This is a genomic window from Streptomyces sp. NBC_01320 (genome assembly GCF_035974375.1).
In the GTDB taxonomy this organism is placed as follows: domain Bacteria; phylum Actinomycetota; class Actinomycetes; order Streptomycetales; family Streptomycetaceae; genus Streptomyces; species Streptomyces yanii.
In genome coordinates, this window is the sequence record NZ_CP108390.1 from 4,200,658 (window position 1) to 4,227,500 (window position 26,843).

At 68.6% G+C, this 26,843-nt stretch carries 14 protein-coding genes, 1 tRNA gene and 2 rRNA genes (1 of these 17 running past the window's edge); 5 read left to right on the forward strand and 12 right to left on the reverse strand.

The features are described 5' to 3' along the window. Nucleotides 1–121 precede the first annotated feature (121 nt). From OG395_RS19005 to OG395_RS19015, 3 genes are all read left to right on the forward strand, one after another. Nucleotides 122–4,777, forward strand: a complete 4,656-nt coding sequence (locus tag OG395_RS19005; protein ID WP_327244036.1) for a DEAD/DEAH box helicase — start codon at nt 122–124, stop codon at nt 4,775–4,777. 87 nt (nt 4,778–4,864) lie between these two features. Beyond that, a complete protein-coding gene (locus tag OG395_RS19010; RefSeq protein ID WP_327244037.1) occupies nt 4,865–5,665 on the forward strand; it encodes a DNA-formamidopyrimidine glycosylase family protein in 801 nt (266 codons plus the stop codon). Nucleotides 5,666–5,701: 36 nt separating this feature from the next. Further along, the gene (locus tag OG395_RS19015) at nt 5,702–6,466 is read left to right on the forward strand and encodes an SDR family NAD(P)-dependent oxidoreductase (protein WP_327244038.1); all 765 of its coding nucleotides are present in this window, start codon (nt 5,702–5,704) and stop codon (nt 6,464–6,466) included. On the opposite strand, the gene OG395_RS19020 is transcribed toward OG395_RS19015, so the two are convergent. The 9 genes from OG395_RS19020 to OG395_RS19060 form a co-directional block, all read right to left on the reverse strand. Then, the gene (locus OG395_RS19020; RefSeq protein ID WP_327244039.1) at nt 6,414–6,728 is read right to left on the reverse strand and encodes a hypothetical protein; all 315 of its coding nucleotides are present in this window, start codon (nt 6,726–6,728) and stop codon (nt 6,414–6,416) included. The genes OG395_RS19015 and OG395_RS19020 overlap by 53 nt on opposite strands. Before the next feature lie 640 nt (nt 6,729–7,368). Next, the gene (locus OG395_RS19025; RefSeq protein ID WP_018105285.1) at nt 7,369–7,752 is read right to left on the reverse strand and encodes a helix-turn-helix domain-containing protein; all 384 of its coding nucleotides are present in this window, start codon (nt 7,750–7,752) and stop codon (nt 7,369–7,371) included. A 109-nt stretch (nt 7,753–7,861) separates the two neighbouring features. Next, nucleotides 7,862–8,371, reverse strand: a complete 510-nt coding sequence (locus OG395_RS19030; RefSeq protein WP_327244040.1) for a CinA family protein — start codon at nt 8,369–8,371, stop codon at nt 7,862–7,864. Then, nucleotides 8,368–9,072 carry a CDP-diacylglycerol--glycerol-3-phosphate 3-phosphatidyltransferase gene (gene pgsA, locus OG395_RS19035; RefSeq protein WP_327244041.1) on the reverse strand — a complete coding sequence of 235 codons (705 nt, stop codon included), beginning with the start codon at nt 9,070–9,072 and terminating at the stop codon, nt 8,368–8,370. Before pgsA ends, OG395_RS19030 begins: the two co-directional genes overlap by 4 nt. Further along, nucleotides 9,069–10,547: a 30S ribosomal protein S12 methylthiotransferase RimO gene (gene rimO, locus OG395_RS19040; RefSeq protein ID WP_327244042.1), complete on the reverse strand. Its 1,479-nt coding sequence runs from the start codon at nt 10,545–10,547 to the stop codon at nt 9,069–9,071. Before rimO ends, pgsA begins: the two co-directional genes overlap by 4 nt. Nucleotides 10,548–10,670: 123 nt before the next feature. After that, entirely contained in the window at nt 10,671–11,471 is an 801-nt protein-coding gene (locus OG395_RS19045; RefSeq protein WP_327244043.1) for a helix-turn-helix domain-containing protein, read from the reverse strand. A 204-nt stretch (nt 11,472–11,675) separates the two neighbouring features. Beyond that, complete coding sequence (locus OG395_RS19050; protein WP_327244044.1) at nt 11,676–14,438, reverse strand: DNA translocase FtsK; 2,763 nt, start codon at nt 14,436–14,438, stop codon at nt 11,676–11,678. A 165-nt stretch (nt 14,439–14,603) separates the two neighbouring features. After that, nucleotides 14,604–15,281, reverse strand: a complete 678-nt coding sequence (locus tag OG395_RS19055) for a response regulator (protein ID WP_327244045.1) — start codon at nt 15,279–15,281, stop codon at nt 14,604–14,606. Between the two features lie 244 nt (nt 15,282–15,525). Beyond that, a complete protein-coding gene (locus OG395_RS19060; protein WP_327244046.1) occupies nt 15,526–20,955 on the reverse strand; it encodes a HAMP domain-containing protein in 5,430 nt (1,809 codons plus the stop codon). A 413-nt stretch (nt 20,956–21,368) separates the two neighbouring features. Here OG395_RS19060 and OG395_RS19065 point away from each other — a divergent pair, with 413 nt between their 5' ends. Both OG395_RS19065 and OG395_RS19070 read left to right on the forward strand, forming a co-directional pair. Continuing rightward, nucleotides 21,369–23,984, forward strand: a complete 2,616-nt coding sequence (locus OG395_RS19065; RefSeq protein ID WP_327244047.1) for a SpoIIE family protein phosphatase — start codon at nt 21,369–21,371, stop codon at nt 23,982–23,984. Nucleotides 23,985–24,025: 41 nt separating this feature from the next. After that, nucleotides 24,026–24,931, forward strand: coding sequence for an oxidoreductase (locus tag OG395_RS19070; RefSeq protein WP_327244048.1), 906 nt, complete (start codon nt 24,026–24,028; stop codon nt 24,929–24,931). Between the two features lie 44 nt (nt 24,932–24,975). On the opposite strand, the gene OG395_RS19075 is transcribed toward OG395_RS19070, so the two are convergent. From OG395_RS19075 to OG395_RS19085, 3 genes are all read right to left on the reverse strand, one after another. Then, nucleotides 24,976–25,048: transfer RNA gene (locus OG395_RS19075), tRNA-Thr, on the reverse strand. A gap of 182 nt (nt 25,049–25,230) precedes the next feature. Further along, nucleotides 25,231–25,347, reverse strand: a 5S ribosomal RNA gene (rrf, locus tag OG395_RS19080). Between the two features lie 79 nt (nt 25,348–25,426). After that, a 23S ribosomal RNA gene (locus tag OG395_RS19085) occupies nt 25,427–26,843 on the reverse strand (it continues 1,708 nt past the right edge of the window).

Sequence of the window (26,843 nt, forward strand, 5' to 3'; positions counted from 1 at the left end):
AATTCTCGCAGGTACGGGCCGTGGTCAGCGTCCGGTACCGGCCGTCCCCACCCTCCGGTACCGACCCTCGTCACCCTCCGGCCTCAGTCCGTTGTCAGTGGTCGGGTGCACGATGGGGGACATGGCCGGCTCTGCTCTCGATGCGTTCTCCCCCGCCACCCGCAGCTGGTTCGCGGGTGCCTTCAGCGCGCCGACGTCCGCGCAGGAAGGCGCCTGGCGGGCGATCGGCGAGGGCTCGGACGTGCTGGTCGTCGCGCCCACCGGATCGGGCAAGACGCTCGCCGCGTTTCTCGCCGCGCTGGACCGGCTGGCAGCCGTTCCGCCGCCCGCCGAGGCGAAGAAGCGCTGCCGCGTGCTGTACGTGTCGCCGCTCAAGGCCCTCGCGGTCGATGTGGAACGCAACCTCCGCTCGCCGCTGACCGGCATCCGCCAGGAATCGGTGCGCCTCGGCCTGCCCGAGCCCGACGTGCGGGTGGGCATCCGGTCGGGCGACACCCCGCCCTCCGAGCGCCGCTCCATGGCGACCCGCCCGCCGGACATCCTGATCACCACCCCCGAGTCGCTGTTCCTGATGCTGACGTCGTCGGCGCGCGAGGCCCTGTCGGGGATCGAGACGGTGATTCTGGACGAGGTGCACGCCGTCGCCGGTACGAAGCGGGGCGCCCATCTCGCTGTGTCGCTGGAGCGCCTCGACGAGCTGCTGCCGCGTCCCGCGCGGCGGATCGGTCTGTCGGCGACGGTCCGTCCGGTCGACGAGGTGGCGCGGTTCCTCTCCCCGCAGCGCAAGGTGGAGATCGTCCAGCCGCCGTCCACCAAACAGTTCGATCTGTCGGTGGTCGTACCGGTGGAGGATCTTGGCGAGCTCGGCGGTTCCCCTGCCACGGACCCGGACCAGGCGGGCCAGGCGGACAAGCCGTCGATCTGGCCGCATGTCGAGGAGCGGATCGCCGATCTCGTCCAGGCACACCGCTCAACCATCGTCTTCGCCAACTCCCGCCGTCTCGCGGAGCGGTTGTGCAACCGGCTCAACGAGATCGCGTACGAGCGGGTCACCGGCGAGACGATGCCGGAGGCCCACTCCCCCGCCGAGATCATGGCCGAGTCCGGGGCGGCGAAGGGCGCCCCCGCGCTGCTCGCCCGTGCCCACCACGGTTCGGTCTCCAAGGAGCAGCGCGCCCAGGTCGAGGAGGACCTCAAGGCGGGCCGGCTGCCCGCCGTGGTCGCCACCTCCAGCCTGGAGCTGGGCATCGACATGGGTGCGGTCGACCTGGTGGTCCAGGTGGAGTCGCCGCCGTCGGTCGCCTCCGGGCTGCAGCGGGTCGGCCGTGCCGGCCACCAGGTCGGAGCGGTCTCCACCGGAGTGGTGTTCCCGAAGTACCGGGGGGATCTGGTGCAGGCGGCGGTGGTCACCGAGCGGATGCGCACCGGCTCGATCGAGGCGCTCCGGATCCCGTCGAACCCGCTGGACGTGCTGGCCCAGCAGCTGGTCGCCATGGTCGCCCTGGACACCTGGCAGGTGGACGACCTGCTGGCCGTGACCCGCCGCGCGGCCCCCTTCGCCTCGCTCCCGGAATCGGCGTTCACGGCCGTGCTGGACATGCTGGCGGGCCGCTATCCGTCCGATGCCTTCGCCGAGCTGCGTCCGCGCGTGGTGTGGGACCGCGTCGCCGGTACGGTCACGGGCCGCCCCGGCGCCCAGCGGCTCGCCGTCACCTCCGGCGGCACGATCCCCGACCGCGGGCTCTTCGGGGTCTTCCTCGCCGGGGCCGACCCCAAGAAGGGCGGCGGCCGGGTCGGCGAGCTGGACGAGGAGATGGTGTACGAGTCCCGGGTCGGCGATGTCTTCACCCTGGGCACCACCTCCTGGCGGATCGAGGACATCACCCGTGACCGGGTCCTGGTGTCGCCCGCCCCGGGCGTTCCGGGGCGGCTGCCGTTCTGGAAGGGCGACCAGCTGGGCCGCCCGCTGGAGCTCGGTCGCGCGCTGGGCGCTTTCCTCCGCGAGATCGGCGGACTGTCGCCCGAGGACTCCAGGTCGCGGCTGCTCGCCGCCGGTCTCGACACCTGGGCCGCCGACAACGTCCTGTCGTACATCGACGAGCAGCGCGCCGCCTGCGGCCATGTCCCCGATGACCGGACCATCCTCGTCGAGCGCTTCCGCGACGAGCTGGGCGACTGGCGGGTCGTCGTGCACTCCCCCTTCGGCGCGCAGGTCCACGCCCCTTGGGCGCTGGCTCTGAGTGCGCGCCTCGCCGAGCGGTACGGCATGGATGCCCAGGTGATGCATGCCGACGACGGCATCGTGCTGCGGCTCCCCGACGCCGACATGATGGGCCTGGACCTCCTGGATTTCGATCCGTCCGAGGAATCTGTCCGGGAACCGGCTGCCCCGTTGGCCGCGGCATACGACAGCGACCAGCCCCCGGTCGGCGCCGCCGATGTCGCCTTCGACCAGGGCGAGATCAATCAGATCGTCACCGACCAGGTCGGCGGATCGGCCCTGTTCGCCTCCCGCTTCCGCGAGTGCGCGGCGCGCGCCCTGCTGCTGCCCCGTCGCAGCCCCGGCAAGCGCACCCCGCTCTGGCAGCAGCGCCAGCGTGCCGCCCAGCTCCTCCAGGTGGCCTCCGAGTTCGGCTCCTTCCCGATCGTTCTCGAAGCGGTCCGCGAATGCCTTCAGGACGTCTTCGACGTCCCCGGACTCGTGGAACTGATGGGCGACCTCGAAGCGCGCCGCGTCCGCCTGGTCGAGGTGACCACCCAGGAGCCCTCGCCCTTCGCCCGCTCGCTCCTCTTCGGCTACGTCGCACAGTTCCTGTACGAGGGCGACTCGCCGCTGGCCGAGCGGCGGGCGGCCGCGCTCTCGCTGGACTCCCATCTCCTCGCCGAGCTTCTCGGCCAGGCGGAACTGCGCGAGCTGCTCGACGCCGAGGTGCTGGGCGAGCTGCAGCAGGAGCTCCAGTGGCTCACCGAGGACCGCCGGATCAAGGACATCGAAGGCGTCGCCGATCTGCTGCGCGTCCTCGGCCCGCTCACCGAGGCCGAGTTGGCCGAGCGCGGCGCCGAGCAGCCCTGGGCCGCGGAACTCGCCTCGGCCCGCCGGGCCATCCGGGTCCGGATCGGCGGAGCCGACCACTGGGCGGCGATCGAGGACGCCGGCCGGCTGCGGGACGCGCTGGGCACGGCCCTCCCGGTCGGCGTCCCGGAGGCGTTCACCGAGCCGGTGAAGGACCCGCTCGGCGATCTCCTCGCCCGCTACGCCCGCACGCACGGCCCGTTCACCTCCACCCAGGCGGCTGCCCGCTTCGGTCTCGGCACCGCCGTCACGGACGGCGCGCTGCAGCGGCTTGCCGCCTCCGGCCGGATTGTGCAGGGCGAGTTCCACCCCGCCGGCATCGGCCAGGAGTGGTGTGACGCCACGGTGCTGCGCCGGCTCCGCCGCCGCTCGCTCGCCGCCCTGCGCCAGGAGCTGGAGCCGGTCCCGCCCGCCGCGCTCGCCGGCTTCCTTCCGCAGTGGCAGCATCTCGGGAACAACAGCCTGCGAGGAATCGACGGACTGGCCCGCGCCATCGAGCAGTTGCAGGGCGCTCCCGTCCCCGCGTCGGCGCTGGAGAAGCTGATCCTGCCGGGACGCGTCACGGGATACGCCCCGGCCCTGCTCGACGAACTCACCACCACCGGCGAGGTGATCTGGGCCGGTGCGGGTGCCCTTCCCGGCAAGGACGGCTGGCTGTCCCTCTATCTCGCCGACAGCGCGCCCCTGCTCCTCCCACCCCCGCACCCTCTCGAACTCAGCGCGCTGCACGAATCCGTCCTCACCGCACTGACCGGCGGATACGGGCTGTTCTTCCGGCAGATCGCCGATCAGGTACGCGCCACCACCCACCCGGACTGCACCGATCCGCAACTCGCCGACGCTCTCTGGGACCTGACCTGGTCCGGCCGGCTGACCAACGACACGCTGGCCCCGCTGCGCTCGCTCCTCGGCTCCGGACGCACGGCGGGATCAACGGCCCACCGCGCCAAGCGCAGCGTCCCGCGCGGCCGTTACGGCTCGCTCACCGCCACGGCCCGCCCCGCATCGCGCACCGGTCCGCCCACCGTCTCGGGACGCTGGTCCCTGCTCCCCGGAACCGGGCCCGATCCCACGCACCGCGCCCACGCCCTGGCCCGCACCCTCCTCGACCGGCACGGTGTGGTGACCCGCGGCGCGGTCCAGGCCGAAGGCGTCGAGGGCGGCTTTGCCGCGACGTATCGCATCCTTGCCGCCTTCGAGGACAACGGGCAGGCCCGCCGCGGCTATGTCGTCGAGGGGCTGGGGGCGGCCCAGTTCGCGATGGACGGTGCGGTCGACCGGCTCCGTGCGATCTCCACCGCCCGCGACCGTACGGAACCGGGCTCGGCGCCCCGCGCCCTGGTTCTCGCGGCCGCCGACCCGGCCAATGCGTACGGCGCGGCCCTGTCCTGGCCCGAACCGCCGGACGGCGCCGGACACAGACCGGGGCGCAAGGCAGGTGCCCTGGTCGTCCTGGTCGACGGCGAACTGACGTTGTACATGGAGCGCGGCGGCAAGACGCTGCTCGCTTGGCCGACCGACCCGGAGGACCCCGCGCTCCGGGCGGCAGCCGAGGCGCTGGCCGGTGCGGCGCGCTCGGGGGCACTCGGCACGGTCACGGTGGAGCGCACCAACGGCGCCTCGTCCCTGACCTCGCCGCTGGGCCGCACGCTGGAGACGGCCGGATTCCACGCCACTCCAAGAGGCCTCCGACTGCGCGCGTGACCCCTCACCACACCTCGGCCCGCACAGCGCCGCACTCACCCCCGATTCCCGCCCGCATGCCCACCCCGCACCGCGCATCATGGAGGTATGCCCGAAGGAGATACCGTCCTGCAGACCGCCGAGCGTCTGCACAGCGCGCTGGCCGGTCAGGCCCTCACCCACTCCGACCTGCGCGTCCCTCGCTTCGCCACCGCGGACCTCACGGGCCGGATCGTTCTCGACGTCACCCCGCGCGGCAAGCATCTCCTCACCCGGATCGAGGGTGGCCTCACCCTGCACAGCCATCTGGGGATGGACGGCGCCTGGCGCCTCTACGCTCCGCGCGAGCGCTGGCGCGGCGGCCCGGGCCACCAGATCCGCGCGGTCCTCTCCACCGCCCACCACACCGCGGTCGGCTACCGGCTCCCCGTTCTCGAACTCCTCCGCACAGCCGACGAGGAGAAGACCGTCGGTCACCTCGGGCCCGATCTGCTGGGCCCCGGCTGGGACCCCGACACCGCCCTGCGCAACCTGCTGGCCGACCCCGGCCGCCCCCTCGGCGAAGCCCTCCTCGACCAGCGCAACCTGGCCGGCATCGGCAACATCTACAAGGCCGAGCTCTGCTTCCTCGCACGCGCCACCCCCTGGCTCCCCGTCGGTGAGCTGCCCGCCTCCACCGCGGCCCGTCTGGTCACCACGGCCAAGCAGCTCCTCGAAGCCAACCGCAACCGCACGGTCCGCACGACCACCCGAGCCCAGCCCAACGGCTACGGCCCCCGTGAGCGTCTCTGGGTCTACGGCAGGACACACCGCCCGTGTCTGCGCTGCGGCACTCCCATCCGCGCGACGGAGCAGGACAACCGTCCCGCCTACTGGTGCCCCCGTTGCCAGTCAGGCCCCACACCATAGTTGACGCATCGTCAGATCCGGTCGTACGGTCCGGACATGCCTCTCACCGCGTACGACCTCACCGGCCGATCCGCGTTCGTCACCGGAGCGGCCGGCGGCATCGGCCGAGCCTGCGCCGTCCTGCTCGCGGAGGCGGGAGCCACCGTCCACTGCGCGGACCTCGACGAGAAAGGCCTCTTGGAGACCCGGGAGATGATCACTGCCGCGGGTGGCGAAGCCCACACCCATCCCCTCGACGTCACCGACCGCAGTCGACTCAGGAGCGCGGTCGCCGCAGCAGGTGAGCTCGGCATCCTGGCCGCCGTCGCCGGAATCATGCATAGGAGCAACGTTCTGGAGACGGCTGACGAGGACCTCGACCGCGTCATGGCCGTCAATTTCAAGGGGGTTCTGTACGCCTGCCAGGAGGTCGCCCGCAGCATGATCGCGCGCGGCGCGCCGGGCTCGCTGATCACCATGGCCTCGGGCGCGGTCGACGCCTCAGGTCCGGGCCTTCTCTGCTACAGCGCGGCCAAGGCAGCCGTCGTCCAGCTGACCAGGACCCTGGCGACCGAGCTGGGTCCTCAGGGCATCCGCGTCAATGCCGTCGCTCCCGGCTGGATCCGTACGCCGATGACCGCCCGCCACGACGCAGAGCAGCAGCACCGGGCCGAGGGCGCGATGGTACGGATATCCCCACTCGGCCGAGTGGGTGAGCCCGAGGACGTCGCCCACACGGTCCTGCATCTCGCATCCGATGCTTCGACCTTCATGACGGGTCAGATTCTCCGTCCGAACGGCGGCGTCGCCATGCCCTGGTAGTACGCCATGCCGTCGCGACACCGCGCACCCCGGCCACGCACCTCGCCCCCGCGGCAGCACCGATCGTCTCCACACGGGCCCTGATCGTTCCCGTGGGCCGGACGCTCGCGGCCACATGAACGGGCAGGAGGCTGAGCCCCCATCCGCCCGCCGCCACCGCGCCCTCGACCAGCCCGGCATGTTCCGGCTGAAGGACCAGCCGGAGCACGGCCCACCACCACACCCCGCCGAGAACGAGCGCGGGCACCCATCTCCGTACCATGGCTGCCTCCTCCGGCCGAACCTAGTCCGGCCCGATCGCCCAGCGGGAGGGCGCACCGGCGCAGTACCGGCGCGCATGTCCGGGGCGGACACCGTTACGCGCTCTCCGACTGGCTCGTCCAGTCGTGTTGCCGCGGGTTAACGGCCCGAGCTGCGCATGGAACAGCACCCCGGAACCGATACCGCTCAGGCACTGCGCGATCTCGGTGACCGTGGTGTTCCTCTCTGCAGTCTCGCCCGGGACCACCGGAGCCGCATCCAGAACCTCCGGTACGGCCTCCGGGTCCCCGAAGTGAACGAACGCCGGGCCGCTCCGGGCTGTCCCGATGCACGCCGCACGTCACGCTGCCATCACGCACCGTCCATCTCTGTCGGCCGTACCGCGACTGCATCGACCACGAAGCAGACCGCGTTCAAGCCAGGCTGCGTCCCGGTGCCGAAGGGCAGCTACTTCTACGACGTGGATGAGCTGAAGCGGCGCTTCGGGCGAAGGGCGTCCTGAGAAGACACGCTTCGTTGACCGGCGCACGCATCCCTGACCGGCGGGCGAGTCCCTGGTGGCAGCGTCCGCACACACCAGAGCCCCGGCCACCCCCGCGAAGGGGCCGACCGGGGCTCTGGTTCGCACCGGACCGCGCGGGTCAGGCGGCGACGACATCCACCGCTTCCGCGGGTGCCTTGATCGTCACCCTTCCCGTCGGCACACCTGCCACCGACGTCACGGAGACGGAATTGAGCATCGGGCGTACCGGCACTGGCACCGGATCGCTGGCTGCTGCCGACTCGGCCAGCTCAGCCAGCGACAGCTCATCGCTCACTTCACGCATGAGCTCGGACATCCGTACGTCAAGCGCGTCGCAAATGGCGGAGAGCAGCTCGGAAGATGCCTCCTTCTGCCCCCGCTCCACCTCGGAGAGATAGCCGAGCGAGACTCGGGCGGACGAGGAGACTTCGCGCAGAGTACGGCCTTGGCGCTGGCGCTGCCGACGCAGCACGTCACCAAGCAGGCGACGGAGCAGAATCATCGGTGGCTCCCTCCTCGGACCGCGTAGCCGCATCCTTCACGCCCCACCGTACCGCCTCGCGCTGCGGCCGTGCGGGGAGCGATGTCGTGTTCACTCAGGGCTGCAAACATCAATTCCCCCCGTTCTGTTCCGTATCCTGTGCGCTCGCATTGTCGCCGAGTTCTCCGGAGAGCAGTTCAAGCAGGCTCCGTACGCTCTCTCTACGGATGTCCGCCCGGTCACCGTTCAACCGCAGAGCGGCCACTTTCTCCGCGCCGCCCGGCCCTGCCACGGCGACATAGACCGTTCCGACCGGCTTTCCGTCCTGTGCATCCGGTCCCGCGACGCCGGTGGTCGCCACTCCCCAGTCTGCACCGAGAATCCGTCGGACACCGAACGCCATCTGCCGGGCAACCTCGGGATCCACGGCGCCGCGCGCTGCCAGCAGGGCCCCGTCCACGGCAAGCACATCCCGCTTCAGGGTCGTCGCGTACGCCGTCACGGACCCGCGGAAGGATCGCGAGGCCCCGGGTACGGAGGTGAGCTCCGCCGCAACCAGGCCGCCGGTCAGCGATTCGGCGACGGCGAGGGTCTCCCCTCTCCGCACGAGCTGCTGCAGCACCCGGGCCGCGGCAGTCACCGCTCGGCCTCCGCCGGGCCACGGACCCCGGACGCCTCGGCAGCCGCCGCTGCGGCCCGTTCGGCCGCCAGACCCTGGCGCCGCAGCACGACGGCCTGACGCACGTAGTCGAGTCCGGTGACGACCGTCAGCACGACGGCCACCGCCATCACCCAGAAGCGCAGTGTGGCAAGCGGGCCTGTCAGCGCCAGGACGTACATCCCGACGGCTGTCCCCTGTGCCAGCGTCTTCATCTTCCCGCCGCGACTGGCCGGGATCACCGCATGCCGGATCACCCAGAACCGCATCAGCGTGATGCCGATCTCGCGGAAGAGGATCACTCCGGTGACCCACCACGGCAGATCACCGAGGTACGACAGGCAGATCAGCGCGGCCCCCATGATCGCCTTGTCGGCGATCGGGTCGGCGATCTTCCCGAAGTCGGTGACCAGGTTGTACGTACGCGCCAGATGACCGTCGAAGAGGTCGGTGATCATGGCGATGGCGAATGCCGCCCAGGCGAAGGACCGCCAGGCGGGGTCGTAGCCGCCGTTGTGAAGCAGCAGCGCGACGAAACCCGGTACCAGCAGCAACCGCGCCATGGTGAGGATATTGGCGATGTTCCACAGGCTGGCCTGGTTGACGGCCGCAGCGCCCAGCTTGCCGCCACGGACCGGCTTCGCGCCGGAACCGCCTGGCGCGGATGCCGGGACTCCCGTCATCTGGCTGCCTCCGCAAGCTCGGAACACTCAGCCACCAGGTCCACTCCTTCGGTGCCCACCACCTTTGCCTCGACCATACGGCCCGGCACGAGACCCTCGCGTGCGGTGAAGAGCACCTGGCCGTCCGTTTCGGGTGCCTGGTGCGCAGCACGCCCCACCGCGCGCGGCTCGTCCTCGGTGGGGTCGACGGACTCGACCAGCACCTGCAGGGACTCCCCGAGCCGCTCCTCGGCGCGCTGCGAGGTCAGCTCCTCGGCCAGCTGCGAGATGTGCGCGAGCCGCTCCGCGATGACGTCGGCGTCCAGCTTGTTGTCGTAACCGACGGCCTCGGTGCCCTCCTCGTCGGAGTAACCGAAGACGCCGATCGCGTCGAGCCGCGCGCCCGTGAGGAAGCGTTCCAGCTCTGCGAGGTCCGCCTCGGTCTCCCCGGGGAAGCCCACGATGAAGTTCGACCGCGCACCGGCCTGCGGCGCCTTGCTCCGGATGGTCTCCAGGAGCTCCAGGAAGCGGTCGGTGTCGCCGAAGCGGCGCATCGCCCGCAGGACACCGGGGGCGGAGTGCTGGAAGGAGAGGTCGAAGTACGGGGCGACCTTCGGCGTCGAGGTCAGTACGTCGATCAGACCGGGCCGCATCTCGGCGGGCTGCAGGTAGCTGACCCGGATCCGCTCGATCCCGTCGACGTCGGCGAGCTCCGGCAGCAGTGTCTCGAGCAGCCGGATGTCGCCGAGGTCCTTGCCGTACGAGGTGTTGTTCTCGGAGACCAGCATGACCTCCTTGACGCCCTGCTCGGCCAGCCAGCGGGTCTCCTGCAGCACGTCCGAGGGGCGCCGCGAGATGAAGGAACCGCGGAAGGACGGAATGGCGCAGAACGAGCAGCGGCGGTCGCAGCCGGAGGCGAGCTTCACCGAGGCGACCGGGCTGGTGCCCAGCCGGCGGCGCAGCGGGGCGCGCGGTCCGGAGACCGGAGCGACCCCGTCGGGGAGGTCCGCGGGGGCCGGGGCGGCTTCCTGCGCGTGTCCGGGCAGCGCGACGGCGGTGTCCTGCCGCTCGGCCGGGCTGATCGGCAGCAGCTTGCGCCGGTCACGCGGGGTATGGGAAGCGTGGATGCCCCCGTTGAGGATGGTCTGGAGGCGGTCGGAGATATCGGCGTAGTCGTCGAATCCGAGGACTCCGTCGGCTTCCGGCAGGGCTTCGGCAAGGTCCTTGCCGTAGCGCTCGGCCATACAGCCGACGGCGACCACGGCCTGGGTCCGGCCGTGGTCCTTCAGATCGTTGGCTTCGAGGAGTGCGTCGACGGAGTCCTTCTTGGCGGCCTCGACGAATCCACAGGTGTTGACGACGGCGACATCCGCGTCGGAGGCATCCTCGACGAGCTCCCAGCCGTCCGCTGCCAAGCGGCCTGCGAGCTCCTCCGAGTCCACCTCGTTACGGGCGCAGCCAAGAGTGACAAGGGCGACGGTACGGCGTTCGGGCATGGGCTCAAGACTACTTTGTCCTGGCACTGGCCCCGCCGAGCAGGGTTCCCCTGTGACAGCGAGTAACAACGGGTCGAGCGCCCGGCTGGACGGCCGGGCGCTCGTGTCACAGCGTGCTGTCGGTCAGCCGACCTCAGGGTCGCCCTTCGTGTACGTGAGCCGTTCGACCTGACCCGGCTGGAACTTGTCCTCGACCTTCTTGCCGTTGACGAAGAGCTCGATCGAGCCGGCGTCTCCGAGGACGAGGTCGACGCGCTCCTTGTCCTGGAAGGTCTTGGACTGACCCTTCTGCAGCAGACCGTCGAAGAGCATCCGCCCGTTGTGGTCCTTGGCGGAGATCCAGCTCTTGCCCTGAGTGGCGCTGAGCTTGACCGTCACCTTGTCCCGCGGGGCTGCCGCGATGGCGCTGTCGGAGGGTGCGGGCTTGGGGTCGGTGGTCTTGGTGGGCTTGGGCTTGGGACTGGTCGTGTTGGGCGTCGAGCCCTCGGCGACCCGGGTGGTCGTATCGCTGTCGTCACCACCCTTGAAGAAGGTGAAGCCGACGAAGCCGATGACGACGACGATCGCCGCGACCATGGCCGCGGTCCAGTTGGGCCGACGGGGATCGGAACGGATCCGTTCGGCTTCGAACAGCGGCGCCGCCGGCGTGGGCGCGGGACGGCCGCCGTGCTCGTCGTCGTACTGCGAAACCAGTGGTTCCGGATCGATGCCGACGGCACGCGCCAACGTACCGATATGGCCGCGGGCATACACGTCGCCGCCACAGCGGGTGAAGTCGTCCTCTTCGATCGCGTGCACGATGGGGATGCGCACCCGGGTGGACGAGCTGACCTCTTCGACCGTGAGACCTGCGGCGATTCGAGCCTGCTGGAGCACTCGACCGATCGAAGGCCGGTCGTCTTCGGGGGAGTTGCCGATGGACACGGGGGCGCCTTTCGAGCGTGAGCCACCTGCTGGGTGTTCAGTCTAGGGGTGGTACGAAAGGGTGGGGCAACCGGGAGAGAGGACTTTGTACGCCATCAGATTCGAACACTGTCCTATTCACCGGACCGCCCCGTGGAAGTACATTCTGCTGTCCCTCCAGTCAAATTGACGTACGACCCGACGAAACGGTTGCTCTTCCCACCCTTACGAAGCGGTTTCCCCGCGGATCTGGGCCAACACCCCGTCCAGCTCGTCCGGCTTCACCATGACGTCACGCGCTTTGGACCCCTCGCTCGGTCCGACGATGTTGCGCGACTCCATCAGGTCCATCAGCCGGCCTGCCTTGGCGAAACCGACCCGCAGCTTGCGCTGGAGCATCGAGGTGGATCCGAACTGGGTGGAGACGACCAGTTCGGCTGCCTGACAGAGCAGATCGAGGTCGTCGCCGATGTCCTCGTCGATCTCCTTCTTCTTGGCGGAGCCGACCACCACGTCTTCGCGGAAGACCGGCGCCATCTGATCCTTGCAGTGCTGGACGATGGCCGCGACCTCGCCCTCGGTGACGAAGGCACCCTGCATGCGGGTGGGCTTGTTGGCGCCCATCGGTAGGAACAGTCCGTCACCCTTTCCGATGAGCTTCTCGGCGCCGGGTTGGTCCAGGATCACGCGGCTGTCCGCGAGCGACGAGGTCGCGAAGGCGAGCCGGGAGGGCACGTTCGCCTTGATCAGACCGGTCACGACGTCGACCGATGGCCGCTGGGTCGCGAGCACCAGGTGGATACCGGCGGCGCGCGCCAGCTGGGTGATGCGGACGATGGCGTCCTCGACGTCACGTGGAGCGACCATCATCAGGTCGGCGAGCTCGTCGACGATCACCAGGAGATACGGGTACGGCGAGAGCTCGCGCTCGCTGCCTTCCGGCGGCTTGACCTTGCCGTTGCGCACGGCCTGGTTGAAGTCGTCGATGTGCCGGTATCCGAACGCGGCGAGGTCGTCGTACCGGAGGTCCATCTCCCGTACGACCCATTGCAGAGCCTCGGCGGCGCGCTTCGGATTGGTGATGATCGGCGTGATCAGGTGCGGGATGCCCTCGTACGCGGTCAGCTCGACGCGCTTGGGGTCGACCAGCACCATCCGCACGTCGTCCGGGGTCGCCCGCACCATGACCGACGTGATCAGGCAGTTGATGCAGGACGACTTGCCGGAACCGGTCGCACCGGCCACCAGCACGTGCGGCATCTTCGCGAGGTTGGCCATCACATAGCCGCCCTCGACGTCCTTGCCGAGCGCGACCAGCATCGGGTGGTCGTCCTCGGCCGCGTCCGCGAGACGCAGCACATCGCCGAGGTTGACCATCTCCCGGTCGGTGTTGGGGATCTCGATGCCGACGGCGGACTTCCCCGGGATCGGCGAGATGATCCGGACGTCGGGGCTGGCGACGGCGTACGCGATGTTCTTGGCCAGCGCGGTGATCCGCTCGACCTTCACGGCCGGGCCGAGCTGCACCTCGTACCGCGTCACCGTCGGTCCTCGGGTGAAGCCGGTGACGGCGGCGTCGACCTTGAACTCGGTGAAAACGTTGGTCAGGGAGGCGACGATCGCGTCGTTGGCAGCACTCCGGGTCTTGCCCGGACCGCCGCGTTCCAGCAGATCGAGCGAGGGCAGCGCGTACGTGATGTCGCCGGAGAGCTGCAACTGCTCGGCGCGGGCCGGCAGAGGCTGGGACTGCGACGGATCGGGGGCGGGCTTCGTCAGATCGGGTACGCCGCCGGAGGTCGCCGCGCCCTTCCCCGCCCCGGTGCCCGACTCGGCCTCACGGGCACCGGGCACCGGGGTTCCCGAGCGCTCGCGGTCACGCTCGACGGAGACGCCCTGGGTGAGGTCGGCGACGATCGCCGAGGGCGGCATGCCGTTGAGCACCGCGCCGTCGAGCGCCGCGGCCGCGGCGGCGGCGACATCCACCGCGTCCATGGTGCGGTTCATCGCGGGTTGCACGGACGGCCGCCGCGGCCTGCGGCGCTTGGAGAGTGCCTCGGCCTCCGCCTCCTCGGGGGCGTACTCCCCGGGCGCCTCGGAACGGCGTACGGACGAGCGCCGCGAGCGGGCGGGAAGCGCCTCGCGCCACTGCTCGTCGTACCGCTCGTCGTCGCTCTCGCCCTCCGCCTCGGGGTCGTACACCGGGTCGACGATCCCCAGCTTGGAGCCGAGCAGTCGCAGCCGCTGTGGAATCGCGTTCACCGGGGTCGCGGTGACGACGAGCAGACCGAAGACAGTGAGAAGAAGGAGCAGCGGCACGGCGAGGACCTCGCCCATGGTGAAGACGAGCGGCTTGGAGGCGGCCCAGCCGATGAGTCCGCCGGCGTCCTGCATCGCCTCGGTGCCGTCCCCGCGGCCGGGCGAACCGCACGCGATGTGGACCTGCCCGAGCACGCCGATGACCAGGGCGGAGAGCCCGATGACGATGCGGCCGTTGGCCTCGGGCTTCTCGGGGTAGAGGATCAGCCGTACGGCGATGGCGCCGAGCAGTATGGGTACGAGCAGATCGAGGCGCCCGAAAGCACCGGTGACGAGCATCTCGACGAGGTCGCCGACGGGACCCCGCAGATTCGACCAGGTGCCCGCGGCCACGACCAGCGCGAGACCGAGCAGCAGCAACGCGACGCCGTCCTTGCGGTGTGCGGGATCGAGTCCCTTGGCACCGCGCCCTATACCACGGAACATGGCGCCGACGGCGTGGGCCGCACCGAGCCAGACGGCGCGCACCAGCCGGTACACACCCCCGGTGGGAGACGGTGCGGGCCTGGGCGCAGCCGCCTTCTTCGCCACCGCCTTCTTGGCCGGAGCCTTCTTCGCGGGTGCGGTTTTCTTCGCGGGCGCGGCTTTCTTCGCCGGGCCCCCGGTACGGCCGGGACGCTTCGCGGTGCCCGCCGTGCCCTGGGAACCCTTGCCGGACGTACGTGAGGCCATGGGGCCGAGGTTACCGGTGTTGGCCGCCGTGAACACGTGCCCCTCTTGGTTCACCCAACCGTGTCGCCCTGCAGAGACCGGAAACTGACGTGCCCTCACCAGGGGCGGATCGAGCGGCCGTCCCCGAACCCGGTTCCCGGCCGGGGGGTTCGGTGAGCGGCGGCGTTACGAGGGAAGCGCGGCCGTGCCGCTTCCGGTGCCGGGCTCCAGCGCATCGAGCGCGCGCCGCAGTCCGGTCAGTTTCCGTTCGAGATGGGCCGCGGTGGCCACCGCGGCGGCGTCCGCCGACTCGTCGTCGAGCTGCTTGGAGAGTGCCTCCGCCTGCTCCTCGACGGCCGCGAGTCGCGCCGAGAGCTCGGCCAGCAGTCCGGCGGGCTCCTTCTCCTGCTCGGCGCCGGGGTGGCCGCCACCCTCCAGCTGCAGCCGCAACAGCGCCGCCTGCTCACGCAACTGGCAGTTCTTCATGTACAGCTCGACGAAGACCGAGACCTTGGCGCGCAGCACCCAGGGATCGAACGGCTTCGAGATGTAGTCCACCGCGCCGGCCGCGTAACCCCGGAAGGTGTGATGCGGACCGTGGTTGATCGCGGTGAGGAAGATGATCGGGATGTCCCGGGTCCGCTCCCGCCGCTTGATGTGCGCGGCGGTCTCGAAACCGTCCATGCCCGGCATCTGGACGTCCAGCAGAATGACCGCGAAATCGTCCGTGAGCAGCGCTTTGAGCGCTTCCTCCCCTGACGATGCCCGTACCAGCGTCTGATCGAGCGCAGAGAGGATGGCCTCCAGCGCCAGCAGATTCTCCGGCCGGTCATCGACCAGGAGGATCTTGGCCTTCTGCACCATGGCCCGTCCTCCTCGCCCCGGAATTGCACCGGGCGCCGCCCCAGGGGACGACTCCCTTACGCCGTCCGTCCTTGTGCCGGTCATGGTAGCCGCACCCCGCCCGTCACCACACCCTGTCACCGCGATGTCACTGTGCACGTACCGGAAACGCGGTGGGAGACCAGAAGGTTCCCCGCCCACCGCGTTCTCACACCCCTTCGAGCACAGTCGATCAGGAACTTATCGGGATTCGCTCCAGAGGCGATCACTCTCCGCGCATCCACTGCTCCATGACGGAGAGCAGATGATCAGGATCGGCAGGCTTGGTGACATAGTCGGAAGCACCGGAGTCGATCGCCTTCTCCCGGTCGCCCTTCATCGCCTTCGCGGTCAGCGCGATGATGGGCAGCCCGGCGAACTGCGGCATCCTGCGGATCGCCGTCGTCGTCGCGTAGCCGTCCATCTCCGGCATCATGATGTCCATCAGCACGACCGTCACATCGTCGTGCTGTTCCAGGACTTCGATGCCCTCGCGCCCGTTCTCCGCATACAGCACCGAGAGCCCGTGCTGCTCCAGCACACTGGTGAGCGCGAAGACGTTACGGATGTCGTCGTCGACGATGAGGACCTTCTCGCCGTTGAACCGGAAGACCCTGCGGGCCTCGGGCTCCTCCTGGCCGGACTGGGTCAACAACTCCTGAGCCGGTGCGGCCGGCTCGGTGTGCCCGGCGCTCCTGGGCGGCAGCGCGGTCCGCCGCTCCGCTCCGCCGAGCGCCTTGCGGCGCCGCCGGAACAGCCCCGCGGAACCGGCCGCGTCGTGCAGCGCCGTCCCCGAACCCGCCTCCGGGACCAGGCCGCTCCCGGCCGCCGCACCGTGCGCCTCGATGGAACCGGCGCCGATCTGCGGGTAGCCCTGCGGCGGCAGCTCGCTGAGGTACAGCGGCAGATACAGCGTGAAGGTCGAGCCGCGGCCCGGCTCGCTCGACGCATGGATCTCGCCACCCAGCAGCCGCGCGATCTCCCGGCTGATGGACAGCCCGAGCCCCGTACCGCCGTACTTGCGACTGGTCGTACCGTCCGCCTGCTTGAACGCCTCGAAGATCACCAGCATCTTGCTGGACGCGATCCCGATCCCGGTGTCGGTGACCGAGAACGCGATCACATCAGCGTCGGCGTCGCGCAGCGAACCCGCTTCCAGGAGCTGCTCGCGGATGGCGTTCGGCACGTCCGCGCCGGCAGGCCGGATCACCAGCTCGACGGCGCCGCTGTCGGTGAACTTCACCGCGTTGGAAAGGAGGTTCCGCAGCACCTGGAGGAGCCGCTGCTCGTCCGTGTGCAGCGTGGCGGGAAGCTCCGGCGACACCCGTACGGAGAAGTCGAGCCCCTTCTCGGCGGTGAGCGGCCGGAAGGTCGCCTCCACGTAGTCGACCAGCTGGACCAGTGCGATCCGGGTCGGACTGACATCCATCTTGCCCGCCTCGACCTTCGACAGATCGAGGATGTCGTTGATCAGTTGCAGCAGGTCGGAACCTGCGCCGTGGATCGTCTCGGCGAATTCCACCTGCTTCGGGGAGAGATTTCCCTCGGCGTTGTCCGCGAGCAGCTTGGCGAGGATGAGCAGCGAGTTGAGCGGCGTGCGCAGCTCGTGCGACATGTTCGCCAGGAACTCGGACTTGTAGCGCATCGAGACCGCGAGCTGCTCGGCCCGCTCCTCCAGGACCTGCCGCGCCTCCTCGATCTCGGTGTTCTTCACCTCGATGTCGCGGTTCTGCTGGGCCAGCAGTTCGGCCTTCTCCTCCAGTTCGGCGTTGGATGCCTGGAGCGCCTTCTGCCGGTTCTCCAGCTCCTCCGAGCGGTCGCGCAGCTGCTCGGTCAGCTCCTGCGACTGCTCCAGGAGCTTCTCCGTCTTGGTGTTGACGCTGATCGTGTTGACGCTGGTCGCGATCATCTCGGCGAGCTGGTTGAGGAAGTCCCGCTGGATGTGGGTGAACGGCTGGAACGAGGCCAGTTCGATCACGCCGAGGACCTGCCCCTCGAAGAGCACCGGCAGCACGATCACATGCGCCGGCGGTGCCTCGCCCAGCCCCGAGGAGATCTTCAGATAACCCGGCGGCACGTTGTCCACCTGGATCGTCCGCTTCTCCTCCGCCGCCGTGCCGATGAGCGTTTCGCCGGGCCGGAAGGACGTCGGCATCGAGCCTGCGGAGTAGCCGTAGCTGCCCCGCATGCGGAGTACGTACGTACCCTCCCGGTCCGCGTCCGCCACCACCGCGTCGGTGTCACCGGTGGGCATGGCCAGGAAGAACGCCCCGTGCTGCGCCGAGACGACCGGGGTCAGCTCGCTCATGATCAGCGAGGCGACGTCGTCGAGATCACGGCGTCCCTGCATCAGACCGGAGATCCGGGCGAGGTTGCCCTTGAGCCAGTCCTGCTCCTTGTTGGTGGCCGTGGTGTCGCGCAGGTTGGCGATCATCGTGTTGATGTTGTCCTGCAGGGCCTGGATCTCACCGGCCGCGTCCACATCGATCTTGAGGTTGAGATCGCCACGGGTCACCGCGGTGGCGACAGCCGCGATGGCCCGCACCTGACGGGTCAGGTTCCCGGCCATCTCGTTGACGGACTCGGTGAGATCGCGCCATGTTCCGTCGACGTCCCGGACCCGTGCCTGGCCGCCCAACTGGCCCTCGGTGCCCACCTCACGGGCCACCCGGGTCACCTGCTCGGCGAAGGACGACAGCTGGTCGACCATCGTGTTGATGGTGTTCTTCAGCTCCTGGATCTCACCGCGCGCGTCGATGTCGATCTTCTTGGTCAGATCGCCCTTGGCGATGGCGGTGGTGACCGTGGCGATCTGGCGCACCTGACCGGTCAGGTTGGACGCCATCGAGTTCACCGACTCGGTGAGATCCTTCCACGTACCGGAGACGCCCGGCACCCGCGCCTGACCGCCCAGCTCGCCCTCGGTACCCACCTCACGGGCGACTCGCGTCACCTCGTCGGCGAACGAGGACAGCGTCGTCACCATCGTGTTGACGGTGTCGGCGAGCTCGGCGACCTCGCCGCGCGCCTCGACGGTGACCTTCTTGGTCAGATCGCCGTTGGCGACCGCGGACGAGACCCGGGAGATGTTCCGCACCTGGCTGGTCAGGTTGTTGGCCATCAGGTTGACGTTGTCGCTGAGGTCCTTCCAGATGCCGGTCGCCCCGCGCACCCGCGCCTGACCGCCCAGGATGCCCTCGGTACCCACCTCACGGGCGACTCGCGTCACCTCGTCGGCGAAGTTGAGCAGCTGGTCGACCATCGTGTTGACGGTCGTCACCAGCTCGAGGATCTCGCCCTTGGCGTCGACGGTGATCTTCTTGGAGAGGTCGCCCTTGGCGACCGCAGTGGTGACCTCGGCGATGTTGCGGACCTGCAAGGTCAGGTTGTTCGCCATGCCGTTGACGGACTGGGTGAGGTCCTTCCACGTACCGGACACGCCCTGCACCTCGGCCTGGCCGCCCAGGATGCCTTCCGTACCCACCTCACGGGCAACCCGGGTCACCTGCTCGGCGAAGTTCGAGAGCTGGTCCACCATCGTGTTGAGGGTGTTCTTCAGCTCCAGGATCTCGCCGCGCGCGTCGACGTCGATCTTCTGCGACAGGTCACCGCGCGCCACCGCGGTGGCGACCTGTGCGATGTTACGGACCTGAGCGGTGAGGTTCCCCGCCATGCCGTTCACCGAGTCGGTCAGATCGCGCCACACTCCGGCCACGCCGGGAACCTGCGCCTGGCCGCCGAGCCGCCCGTCGGTGCCCACCTCGCGGGCCACCCGGGTCACCTGCTCGGCGAAGGCGGAGAGCTGGTCCACCATCGTGTTGATGGTGTTCTTCAGTTCGAGGATCTCGCCGCGGGCGTCCACGTCGATCTTCTGCGACAGATCGCCCCGGGCGACCGCCGTGGTCACCTGCGCGATCTGACGCACCTGGGAGGTCAGGTTCCCGGCCATGAAGTTGACGGAGTCGGTGAGCTCCTTCCAGGTACCGGAGACGCCGTCGACCCGCGCCTGACCGCCGAGGCGGCCCTCCGTGCCCACGTCCCGCGCCATCCGGGTCACCTGGTCGGCGAAGGACGACAGCTGCGCCACCATCGTGTTGACGGTGTTCTTCAGCTCCAGCATCTCGCCGGCCACATCCACGGTGACCTTCTGCGACAGATCACCGTTCGCGACCGCGGTCGTCACCTGCGCGATGTCCCGCACCTGACCCGTCAGGTTCCGGAACGCCGTGTTCACCGAGTCCGTGAGGTCCTTCCACGTACCCGCCGCACCCGGCACCTCGGCCTGCCCGCCCAGCCGGCCCTCGACACCGACCTCCCGGGCGACCCGGGTCACTTCCGAACCGAAGGACTGGAGCTGGTCCACCATCGTGTTGACGGTGTTCTTCAGCTCCAGCATCTCGCCGGCCACATCCACGGTGACCTTCTGCGTCATGTCACCGCTGGCCACCGCCGTGGTCACCTGTGCGATATCCCGCACCTGCGTCGTCAGGTTCCGGAAGACCGTGTTCACCGAGTCGGTGAGGTCCTTCCAGGTGCCCGCCGCACCCGGCACCTGCGCCTGACCGCCGAGCAGACCCTCGCCACCGACCTCGCTGGCCACCCGCGTCACTTCGTCCGCGAAGGTCCGCAGCGTCTCGGTCATCTGGTTGATCGTCTCGGCGAGCTGCGCCACCTCGCCGCGGGCGCTCACGGTGACCTTCTGCGACAGGTCGCCACTGGCGACGGCCGTCGTCACCTCGGCGATCCCACGCACCTGCGAGGTGAGGTTCCCGGCCATCGTGTTGACGGAGTCGGTGAGGTCCTTCCACACGCCGGCCACACCGGGCACCGTCGCCTGCCCGCCGAGTTCACCCTCCGTGCCCACCTCACGGGCGACCCGGGTCACCTCGGAGGAGAACGAGGACAGCTGGTCGACCATCGTGTTGACGGTGTTCTTCAGCTGCAGCATCTCGCCGGCCACATGGACGGTGACCTTCCGCGACAGATCGCCCTTGGCGACCGCCGTCGTCACCAGGGCGATGTCCCGCACCTGCGCGGTCAGCCGATACGCCATGGTGTTGACGGAGTCCGTGAGGTCCTTCCAGGAACCGGACATTCCTCGCACCTGGGCCTGTCCGCCCAGCTTGCCCTCGGTACCCACCTCGACCGCGACCCGCGTCACCTGCTCGGTGAATGCCGACAGCTGATCGACCAGGTTGTTGACCGTACGGGCCACCTTCAGGAACTCGCCGCGCAGCGGTCGCACGGTCTCGTCGGCCGTGTGCGACCGGAGCTCCATCCGCTGTTCCAGATCACCGTCGGCCACCGCCGACAGCACCCGCCCGACCTCCGAAACGGGCCGTGCCAGGTCGTCGACCAGCTCGTTCGAGGCATCGATGGCCGCGGCCCAGGAGCCCTCGCAGGCCCCGGTCTCCAGGCGCTCGGTGAGCTTCCCCTCGCGCCCGACCACGCGACGTACCCGGGCCAGCTCGCCGGTGAGATGGAGATTGCGGTCGGCGACCTCATTGAAGACGGCCGAGATCTCCGCCATCGGTCCCTCGCCCGAGACGGTCAGACGCCTGCGGAAATTCCCGTCGCGCATCGCCACCAGGCCGGCCAGCAGTCTGTTGAGCGCCGCGGCGTCCACTTCGATGGTTCCATTGCGCTGTTTCTTCACGGACTGTCCGCCTTTTGTGCGCGTTTTTGATCCCCGCGCCACCACGCCAGACTCCACCGTGTCCCTCCCGCAGGGGTTGACCGTATCGCTCGGGCCTTGCCTGGGATCTTGCCCAGTTCCACATTGGCTCACCGCCACAGTCCACCGTCGACGGGTGACCATGCGGACGTCAAATCGTTGAAAGCTACCAGGCCGGAACTGATCGAGGTGGAACCTCCAACGGTTGTCCTGCATCCCTCCGTTGGGAAGACCACACTTGTCCGACCGGACATCGTTTCCTGGTCGCGCTTGCCCGAAGTCGGCCCTCGTGTACCCGATACCGAGAGCGAGCGTCTAGCCTGGCAAGCGAATCGAAGCGGCGAGAAACGGGCACAGGACTCGGGGAAGCGACGAGACACCATATGGGGAGTGCTGTGATCACCGCGCGCGCGGCTGCCACCTTCGACCCGGTCGGGCGCTCCGTCGCGACCGCCCGCGCCTTTGTCCGTGACACCCTGCAGGGGTGGGGGTACACCGACATCGTCGACGACGCGGTCGTGCTCACCAGCGAGCTCGTGACCAATGCCGTGGTGCATGCGGGCACCGCCGCCGACGTGCTGTGCCTGCGTACGGAACACGGCGTCCGGGTCGAGGTCTCCGATCACTACCCGGAGCGGGAGATCCCGCTCCAGAGCACCGGACTCGACTTCGGCAGCCCCGATCGTGAGGGCGGCCGTGGTCTGCTGCTCTGCGCGGCACTCGCTTCCCGGTGGGGTGTCGAATACACCCCGGCGCACAAACAGGTCTGGTTCCAGCTCGATCTTCCCGAGCGCCCGGTGGGCATCCGTTCCGCGGGCCCCCTGCTCCCCACCGACCTCCTCCCTGTCGCGGACGAGCGCGTCCGGGTCGCCGTCGTACAGATCGATCACTCCGGTTCCATCGCCGGGTGGAACGACGACGCCGCGTTCCTCTTCGGGCACAACGCGGAACAGGTCACCGGCAAACAGTTCACCGACTTCACCGCCTGGCCGCAGACCCCCGGCACCAGCACCGGAATCGCCGACGCGCTCCAGCTCTCCCGCTGGGAAGGCAGTTACGGCATTCGGGGCGCCGACGGCCGCACCATCCCCGTGTACGCCTCCCACCTCAGAGTCCGCGACACCCAGGGCGAACCGTCCACGGTCTGTCTTCTGGTCCGCGACCACGAACGTGCCGTACTCCAGTCACCGGTGCGCGCCCCGGTCACCGACGCAGGCTCCGACAGTCGTAAGACGGACCCCTTCGAGGTGTTCATCGGCTCCCCCGCCCCCGACGACCTCGACGGGCTGCTCCAGCGCACCGTCGAACGGGCCCGCGACATGCTCGACGCGGACTCGGCCTTCCTGCTGCTGGCCACCGATGACGAGACCGAGCTGGAGGTCCGGGCCACGACCGGCCTCCCGTCCGCCCGTCAGCGCTTCGCCCGCGTCCCCGTGGAGGCAGGCACGGGTCGGTACGGCTCCGCCCGGATGCCGGCCGTGCACGAGGACCTCACGGTCGTCCCCGGCGCCGTGCCGCTGCTCAGCGACACCGGTATGCGCTCCGTCGTGACCGTCCCGCTGAAGGTCGAAGGACGTCTCACGGGGTCGCTGGGCGTCGCGGCGGAATCGCCCGGCCGCTACACCAACGAAGAGGCCCTGCGCCTCCAGTTCGCCGCGGACCGTATCGCGCTCGCCGTCGAATCGGCCCGCCTCGGCGAACTGGAACGGCTCCGCCGCGGTTCGCTGTCCTTCCTCGTCGAGGCGTCCGACCTCCTCGCCGGCACCCTCGACCGGGACCAGACCCTTGCCCTGATGGCCCAGATGACGGTCCCCACCCTGGCCACCTGGTGCGCCGTCTACACGATCGCCGACCAGTCCTCGGAGCCGTACCTCTCGTACGTGCTCCATGAGGACGAGGAGCTCATCGACGGTCTCAAGGCCCTGCTCTCCAAGATCTCCCCGCCGGACCCCGTGCCGACCCCCGGCGCCCGCGTCTGGGCCGCCCCCTCCGAGGCGGCCCACGAGGCGGCCCTGCGCGCCTCCATGCGCAGTCTCGGCCGCGGCCAGTCCGACGGCCTCGGCTCCGGCATGCGTACGGCTCTGGCTACCGCGGCTGCGGTGGGTGGCGAGACAGTGGTCCTCCCCCTCGTCGCCCGCAACCGTGTCATCGGCATGCTCACGCTCGGCAAGCCGTCCGACGACCACTTCCGTCAAGAGATCCTCGAACTCGCCGAGGACTTGTCCCGCCGCGCCGCGCTCGCACTCGACAACGCCCGCCTCTACTCGGAACGCATGGCGATCAGCCAGTCCCTCCAGCGCAGCCTGCTGCCCCCGGGCCTGCCCGACGTCCCCAATGTCGAGATCGAGGTCATCTACCGGGCGGCGGGCGAGGGCAACGAGGTCGGTGGGGACTTCTACGACGTCTTCCCGATCCGCGACGGCGCCTACGGTTTCGCCATCGGCGACGTCTGCGGTACGGGCCCGGAGGCCGCGGCCGTCACAGGACTGGCGCGCCACGCCCTGCGCCTGCTCGCCCGCGAGGGCTTCGGCGGTCCAGCCGTCCTGGAGCGCCTCAACGCCGCGATCCTCGACGAGGGCTCCCGCAGCCGTTTCCTCACCCTGCTCTACGGGGAGTTGTGGCCGCAGGAGGACGGCAGCGCCCTTTTGAAAGTGGTGTGCGCCGGGCATCCCCTTCCCCTGCGCCTGCGCCAGGACGGAACGGTCGAGGCCGCGGCCGAACCGCAGCCGCTGCTGGGCGTCATCGAGGACCTCGAATTGTACGAACAGACCGTCACCCTCGACCCGGGCGACGTCCTGCTGTGCGTGACGGATGGCGTCACGGAACGCCGCGAGGGCACCCGAATGCTCGGCGACGACGGTCTGGCCGATGTGCTCACAGGGTGTACGGGCCTGACGGCCGGGGCGGTGGCGGGCCGTGTCCTGCGGGCCGTGGAACGCTTCGCCGCCGATCCCGCCTCCGACGACATGGCCATCCTGGCCATGCGTGTCCCTGAACCGCCCGCCGTCTGACTGCGCTTCATCGGTGAGTCGCCTCTGACAGACTCCGGATCATGACCTCAGAGACAATCACCGCGGATACCGCAGGCACGTGGCAGCTCGGCGACCTGACCGTCAACCGTCTCGGTTTCGGCGCAATGCGCCTGACCGGCAGCGCCGCCTTCGACCTCGGTACGCCGAGCAACCGTGAGCAGTCGATCGGGGTGCTCCGGCGCGCGATGGAGCTCGGTGTGAACCACATCGACACCGCAGCGTTCTACTTCTCGTCGCTGCGCTCAGCCAACGAGCTGATCAACCGGGCACTTGCGCCGTATCCCAAGGACCTGGTCATCACCACCAAGGTCGGCCCGGTCCGGGACCCGTCGGGCGCATGGCAGCCCCACGCCCGGCCGGAGGAGTTGCGCGGTCAGGTGGAGGAGAACCTGCGCCAGTTGGGCCTCGACCACCTCGATGTGGTCAACCTCCGTCTCATGGGCCAGGATTCGGTCTCCGAGCACTTCGGCGCCCTGGCCGAGCTCCGCGAGGCCGGCCTCATCCGCCACCTCGGTATCTCCAACATCAACAGCGAACACCTCGCCGAGGCACAGTCCGTGGCCCCGGTGGTCTGCGTGCAGAACCGCTACGGCCTCCAGTCCAGGTCCACGGACTCCGACGCCATCCTGCGGCTGTGCGGAGAGCAGGGCATCGCGTTCGTGCCCTTCTTCGCCATCGCAGGCGAAGGCCGCGAGCAGGGGGCCAGCGCCGCCGACTGGAGCGGCGACGAGGTGTTGCGCACCATTGCCCGCGAGCACAGCGCGACCGTCGCACAGGTCCGCCTGGCATGGACCCTGCAACAGGGCCCGCACGTACTGGCCATTCCTGGGACCGGCAATCCGGACCATCTCGTGGAGAACGTGGCCGCGGCCGCACTGCGCCTTTCAGTAGACGAACTGGCTCGCCTCGATTCGCTCCATGGGTAAAGCGAAAGGCCCCCACCATTGGTGGGGGCCTTTCGCTTTGACTGAGCCCCAATACGGAATCGAACCGTAGACCTTCTCCTTACCATGGAGACGCTCTACCGACTGAGCTATTGGGGCCTGCTGCCCTGCGGCAACGAGATAGAGCATACCCCGAACTCCGGGAAATGCATAACCACGCGCGGCAACGTCCGAAACACCAGCCACGCGGAGCAGCGGGCACTACAGGGACGCCACGACGGCCGGCCCAGTGAACGCAGAAAAGCCCCGCACCAGAGGTGCGGGGCTTTCCCGGAATAATTGTTCGGCGGCGTCCTACTCTCCCACAGGGTCCCCCCTGCAGTACCATCGGCGCTGAAAGGCTTAGCTTCCGGGTTCGGAATGTAACCGGGCGTTTCCCTAACGCAATGACCACCGAAACACTATGAAATTAACCAACACCGGGCAACAACACGGCCGTTCGTTATTTCAGAACTAACACAGTGGACGCGAGCAACTGAGGACAAGCCCTCGGCCTATTAGTACCAGTCAGCTCCACCCGTTGCCGGGCTTCCACATCTGGCCTATCAACCCAGTCGTCTACTGGGAGCCTTAACCCCTCAAAGGGGGTGGGAATACTCATCTCGAAGCAGGCTTCCCGCTTAGATGCTTTCAGCGGTTATCCTTTCCGAACGTAGCCAACCAGCCATGCCCTTGGCAGGACAACTGGCACACCAGAGGTTCGTCCGTCCCGGTCCTCTCGTACTAGGGACAGCCCTTCTCAATATTCCTACGCGCGCAGCGGATAGGGACCGAACTGTCTCACGACGTTCTAAACCCAGCTCGCGTACCGCTTTAATGGGCGAACAGCCCAACCCTTGGGACCGACTCCAGCCCCAGGATGCGACGAGCCGACATCGAGGTGCCAAACCATCCCGTCGATATGGACTCTTGGGGAAGATCAGCCTGTTATCCCCGGGGTACCTTTTATCCGTTGAGCGACAGCGCTTCCACAAGCCACTGCCGGATCACTAGTCCCGACTTTCGTCCCTGCTCGACCCGTCGGTCTCACAGTCAAGCTCCCTTGTGCACTTACACTCAACACCTGATTGCCAACCAGGCTGAGGGAACCTTTGGGCGCCTCCGTTACTCTTTAGGAGGCAACCGCCCCAGTTAAACTACCCATCAGACACTGTCCCTGATCCGGATCACGGACCCAGGTTAGACATCCAGCACGACCAGAGTGGTATTTCAACGGCGACTCCACAACCACTGGCGTGGCTGCTTCAAAGTCTCCCACCTATCCTACACAAGCCGAACCGAACACCAATATCAAACTGTAGTAAAGGTCCCGGGGTCTTTCCGTCCTGCTGCGCGAAACGAGCATCTTTACTCGTAGTGCAATTTCACCGGGCCTATGGTTGAGACAGTCGAGAAGTCGTTACGCCATTCGTGCAGGTCGGAACTTACCCGACAAGGAATTTCGCTACCTTAGGATGGTTATAGTTACCACCGCCGTTTACTGGCGCTTAAGTTCTCAGCTTCGCCGACCCGAAAGTCAGCTAACCGGTCCCCTTAACGTTCCAGCACCGGGCAGGCGTCAGTCCGTATACATCGCCTTACGGCTTCGCACGGACCTGTGTTTTTAGTAAACAGTCGCTTCTCGCTGGTCTCTGCGGCCACCCCCAGCTCACCGAGTAAATCGGATCACCAGTGATGGCCCCCCTTCTCCCGAAGTTACGGGGGCATTTTGCCGAGTTCCTTAACCATAGTTCACCCGAACGCCTCGGTATTCTCTACCTGACCACCTGAGTCGGTTTAGGGTACGGGCCGCCATGAAACTCGCTAGAGGCTTTTCTCGACAGCATAGGATCATCCACTTCACCACAATCGGCTCGGCATCAGGTCTCAGGCTCATGTGTGACGGATTTGCCTA

Bases quoted from the DNA above. Each gene is read 5' to 3' on its own strand.
- OG395_RS19005 (WP_327244036.1), top strand. From the start codon at position 122: ATGGCCGGCTCTGCTCTCGATGCGTTCTCCCCCGCCACCCGCAGCTGG.
- OG395_RS19010 (WP_327244037.1), top strand. From the start codon at position 4,865: ATGCCCGAAGGAGATACCGTCCTGCAGACCGCCGAGCGTCTGCACAGC.
- OG395_RS19015 (WP_327244038.1), top strand. From the start codon at position 5,702: ATGCCTCTCACCGCGTACGACCTCACCGGCCGATCCGCGTTCGTCACC.
- OG395_RS19020 (WP_327244039.1), bottom strand. From the start codon at position 6,728: ATGGTACGGAGATGGGTGCCCGCGCTCGTTCTCGGCGGGGTGTGGTGG.
- OG395_RS19025 (WP_018105285.1), bottom strand. From the start codon at position 7,752: ATGATTCTGCTCCGTCGCCTGCTTGGTGACGTGCTGCGTCGGCAGCGC.
- pgsA (WP_327244041.1), bottom strand. From the start codon at position 9,072: ATGACGGGAGTCCCGGCATCCGCGCCAGGCGGTTCCGGCGCGAAGCCG.
- rimO (WP_327244042.1), bottom strand. From the start codon at position 10,547: ATGCCCGAACGCCGTACCGTCGCCCTTGTCACTCTTGGCTGCGCCCGT.
- OG395_RS19050 (WP_327244044.1), bottom strand. From the start codon at position 14,438: ATGGCCTCACGTACGTCCGGCAAGGGTTCCCAGGGCACGGCGGGCACC.
- OG395_RS19055 (WP_327244045.1), bottom strand. From the start codon at position 15,281: ATGGTGCAGAAGGCCAAGATCCTCCTGGTCGATGACCGGCCGGAGAAT.
- OG395_RS19070 (WP_327244048.1), top strand. From the start codon at position 24,026: ATGACCTCAGAGACAATCACCGCGGATACCGCAGGCACGTGGCAGCTC.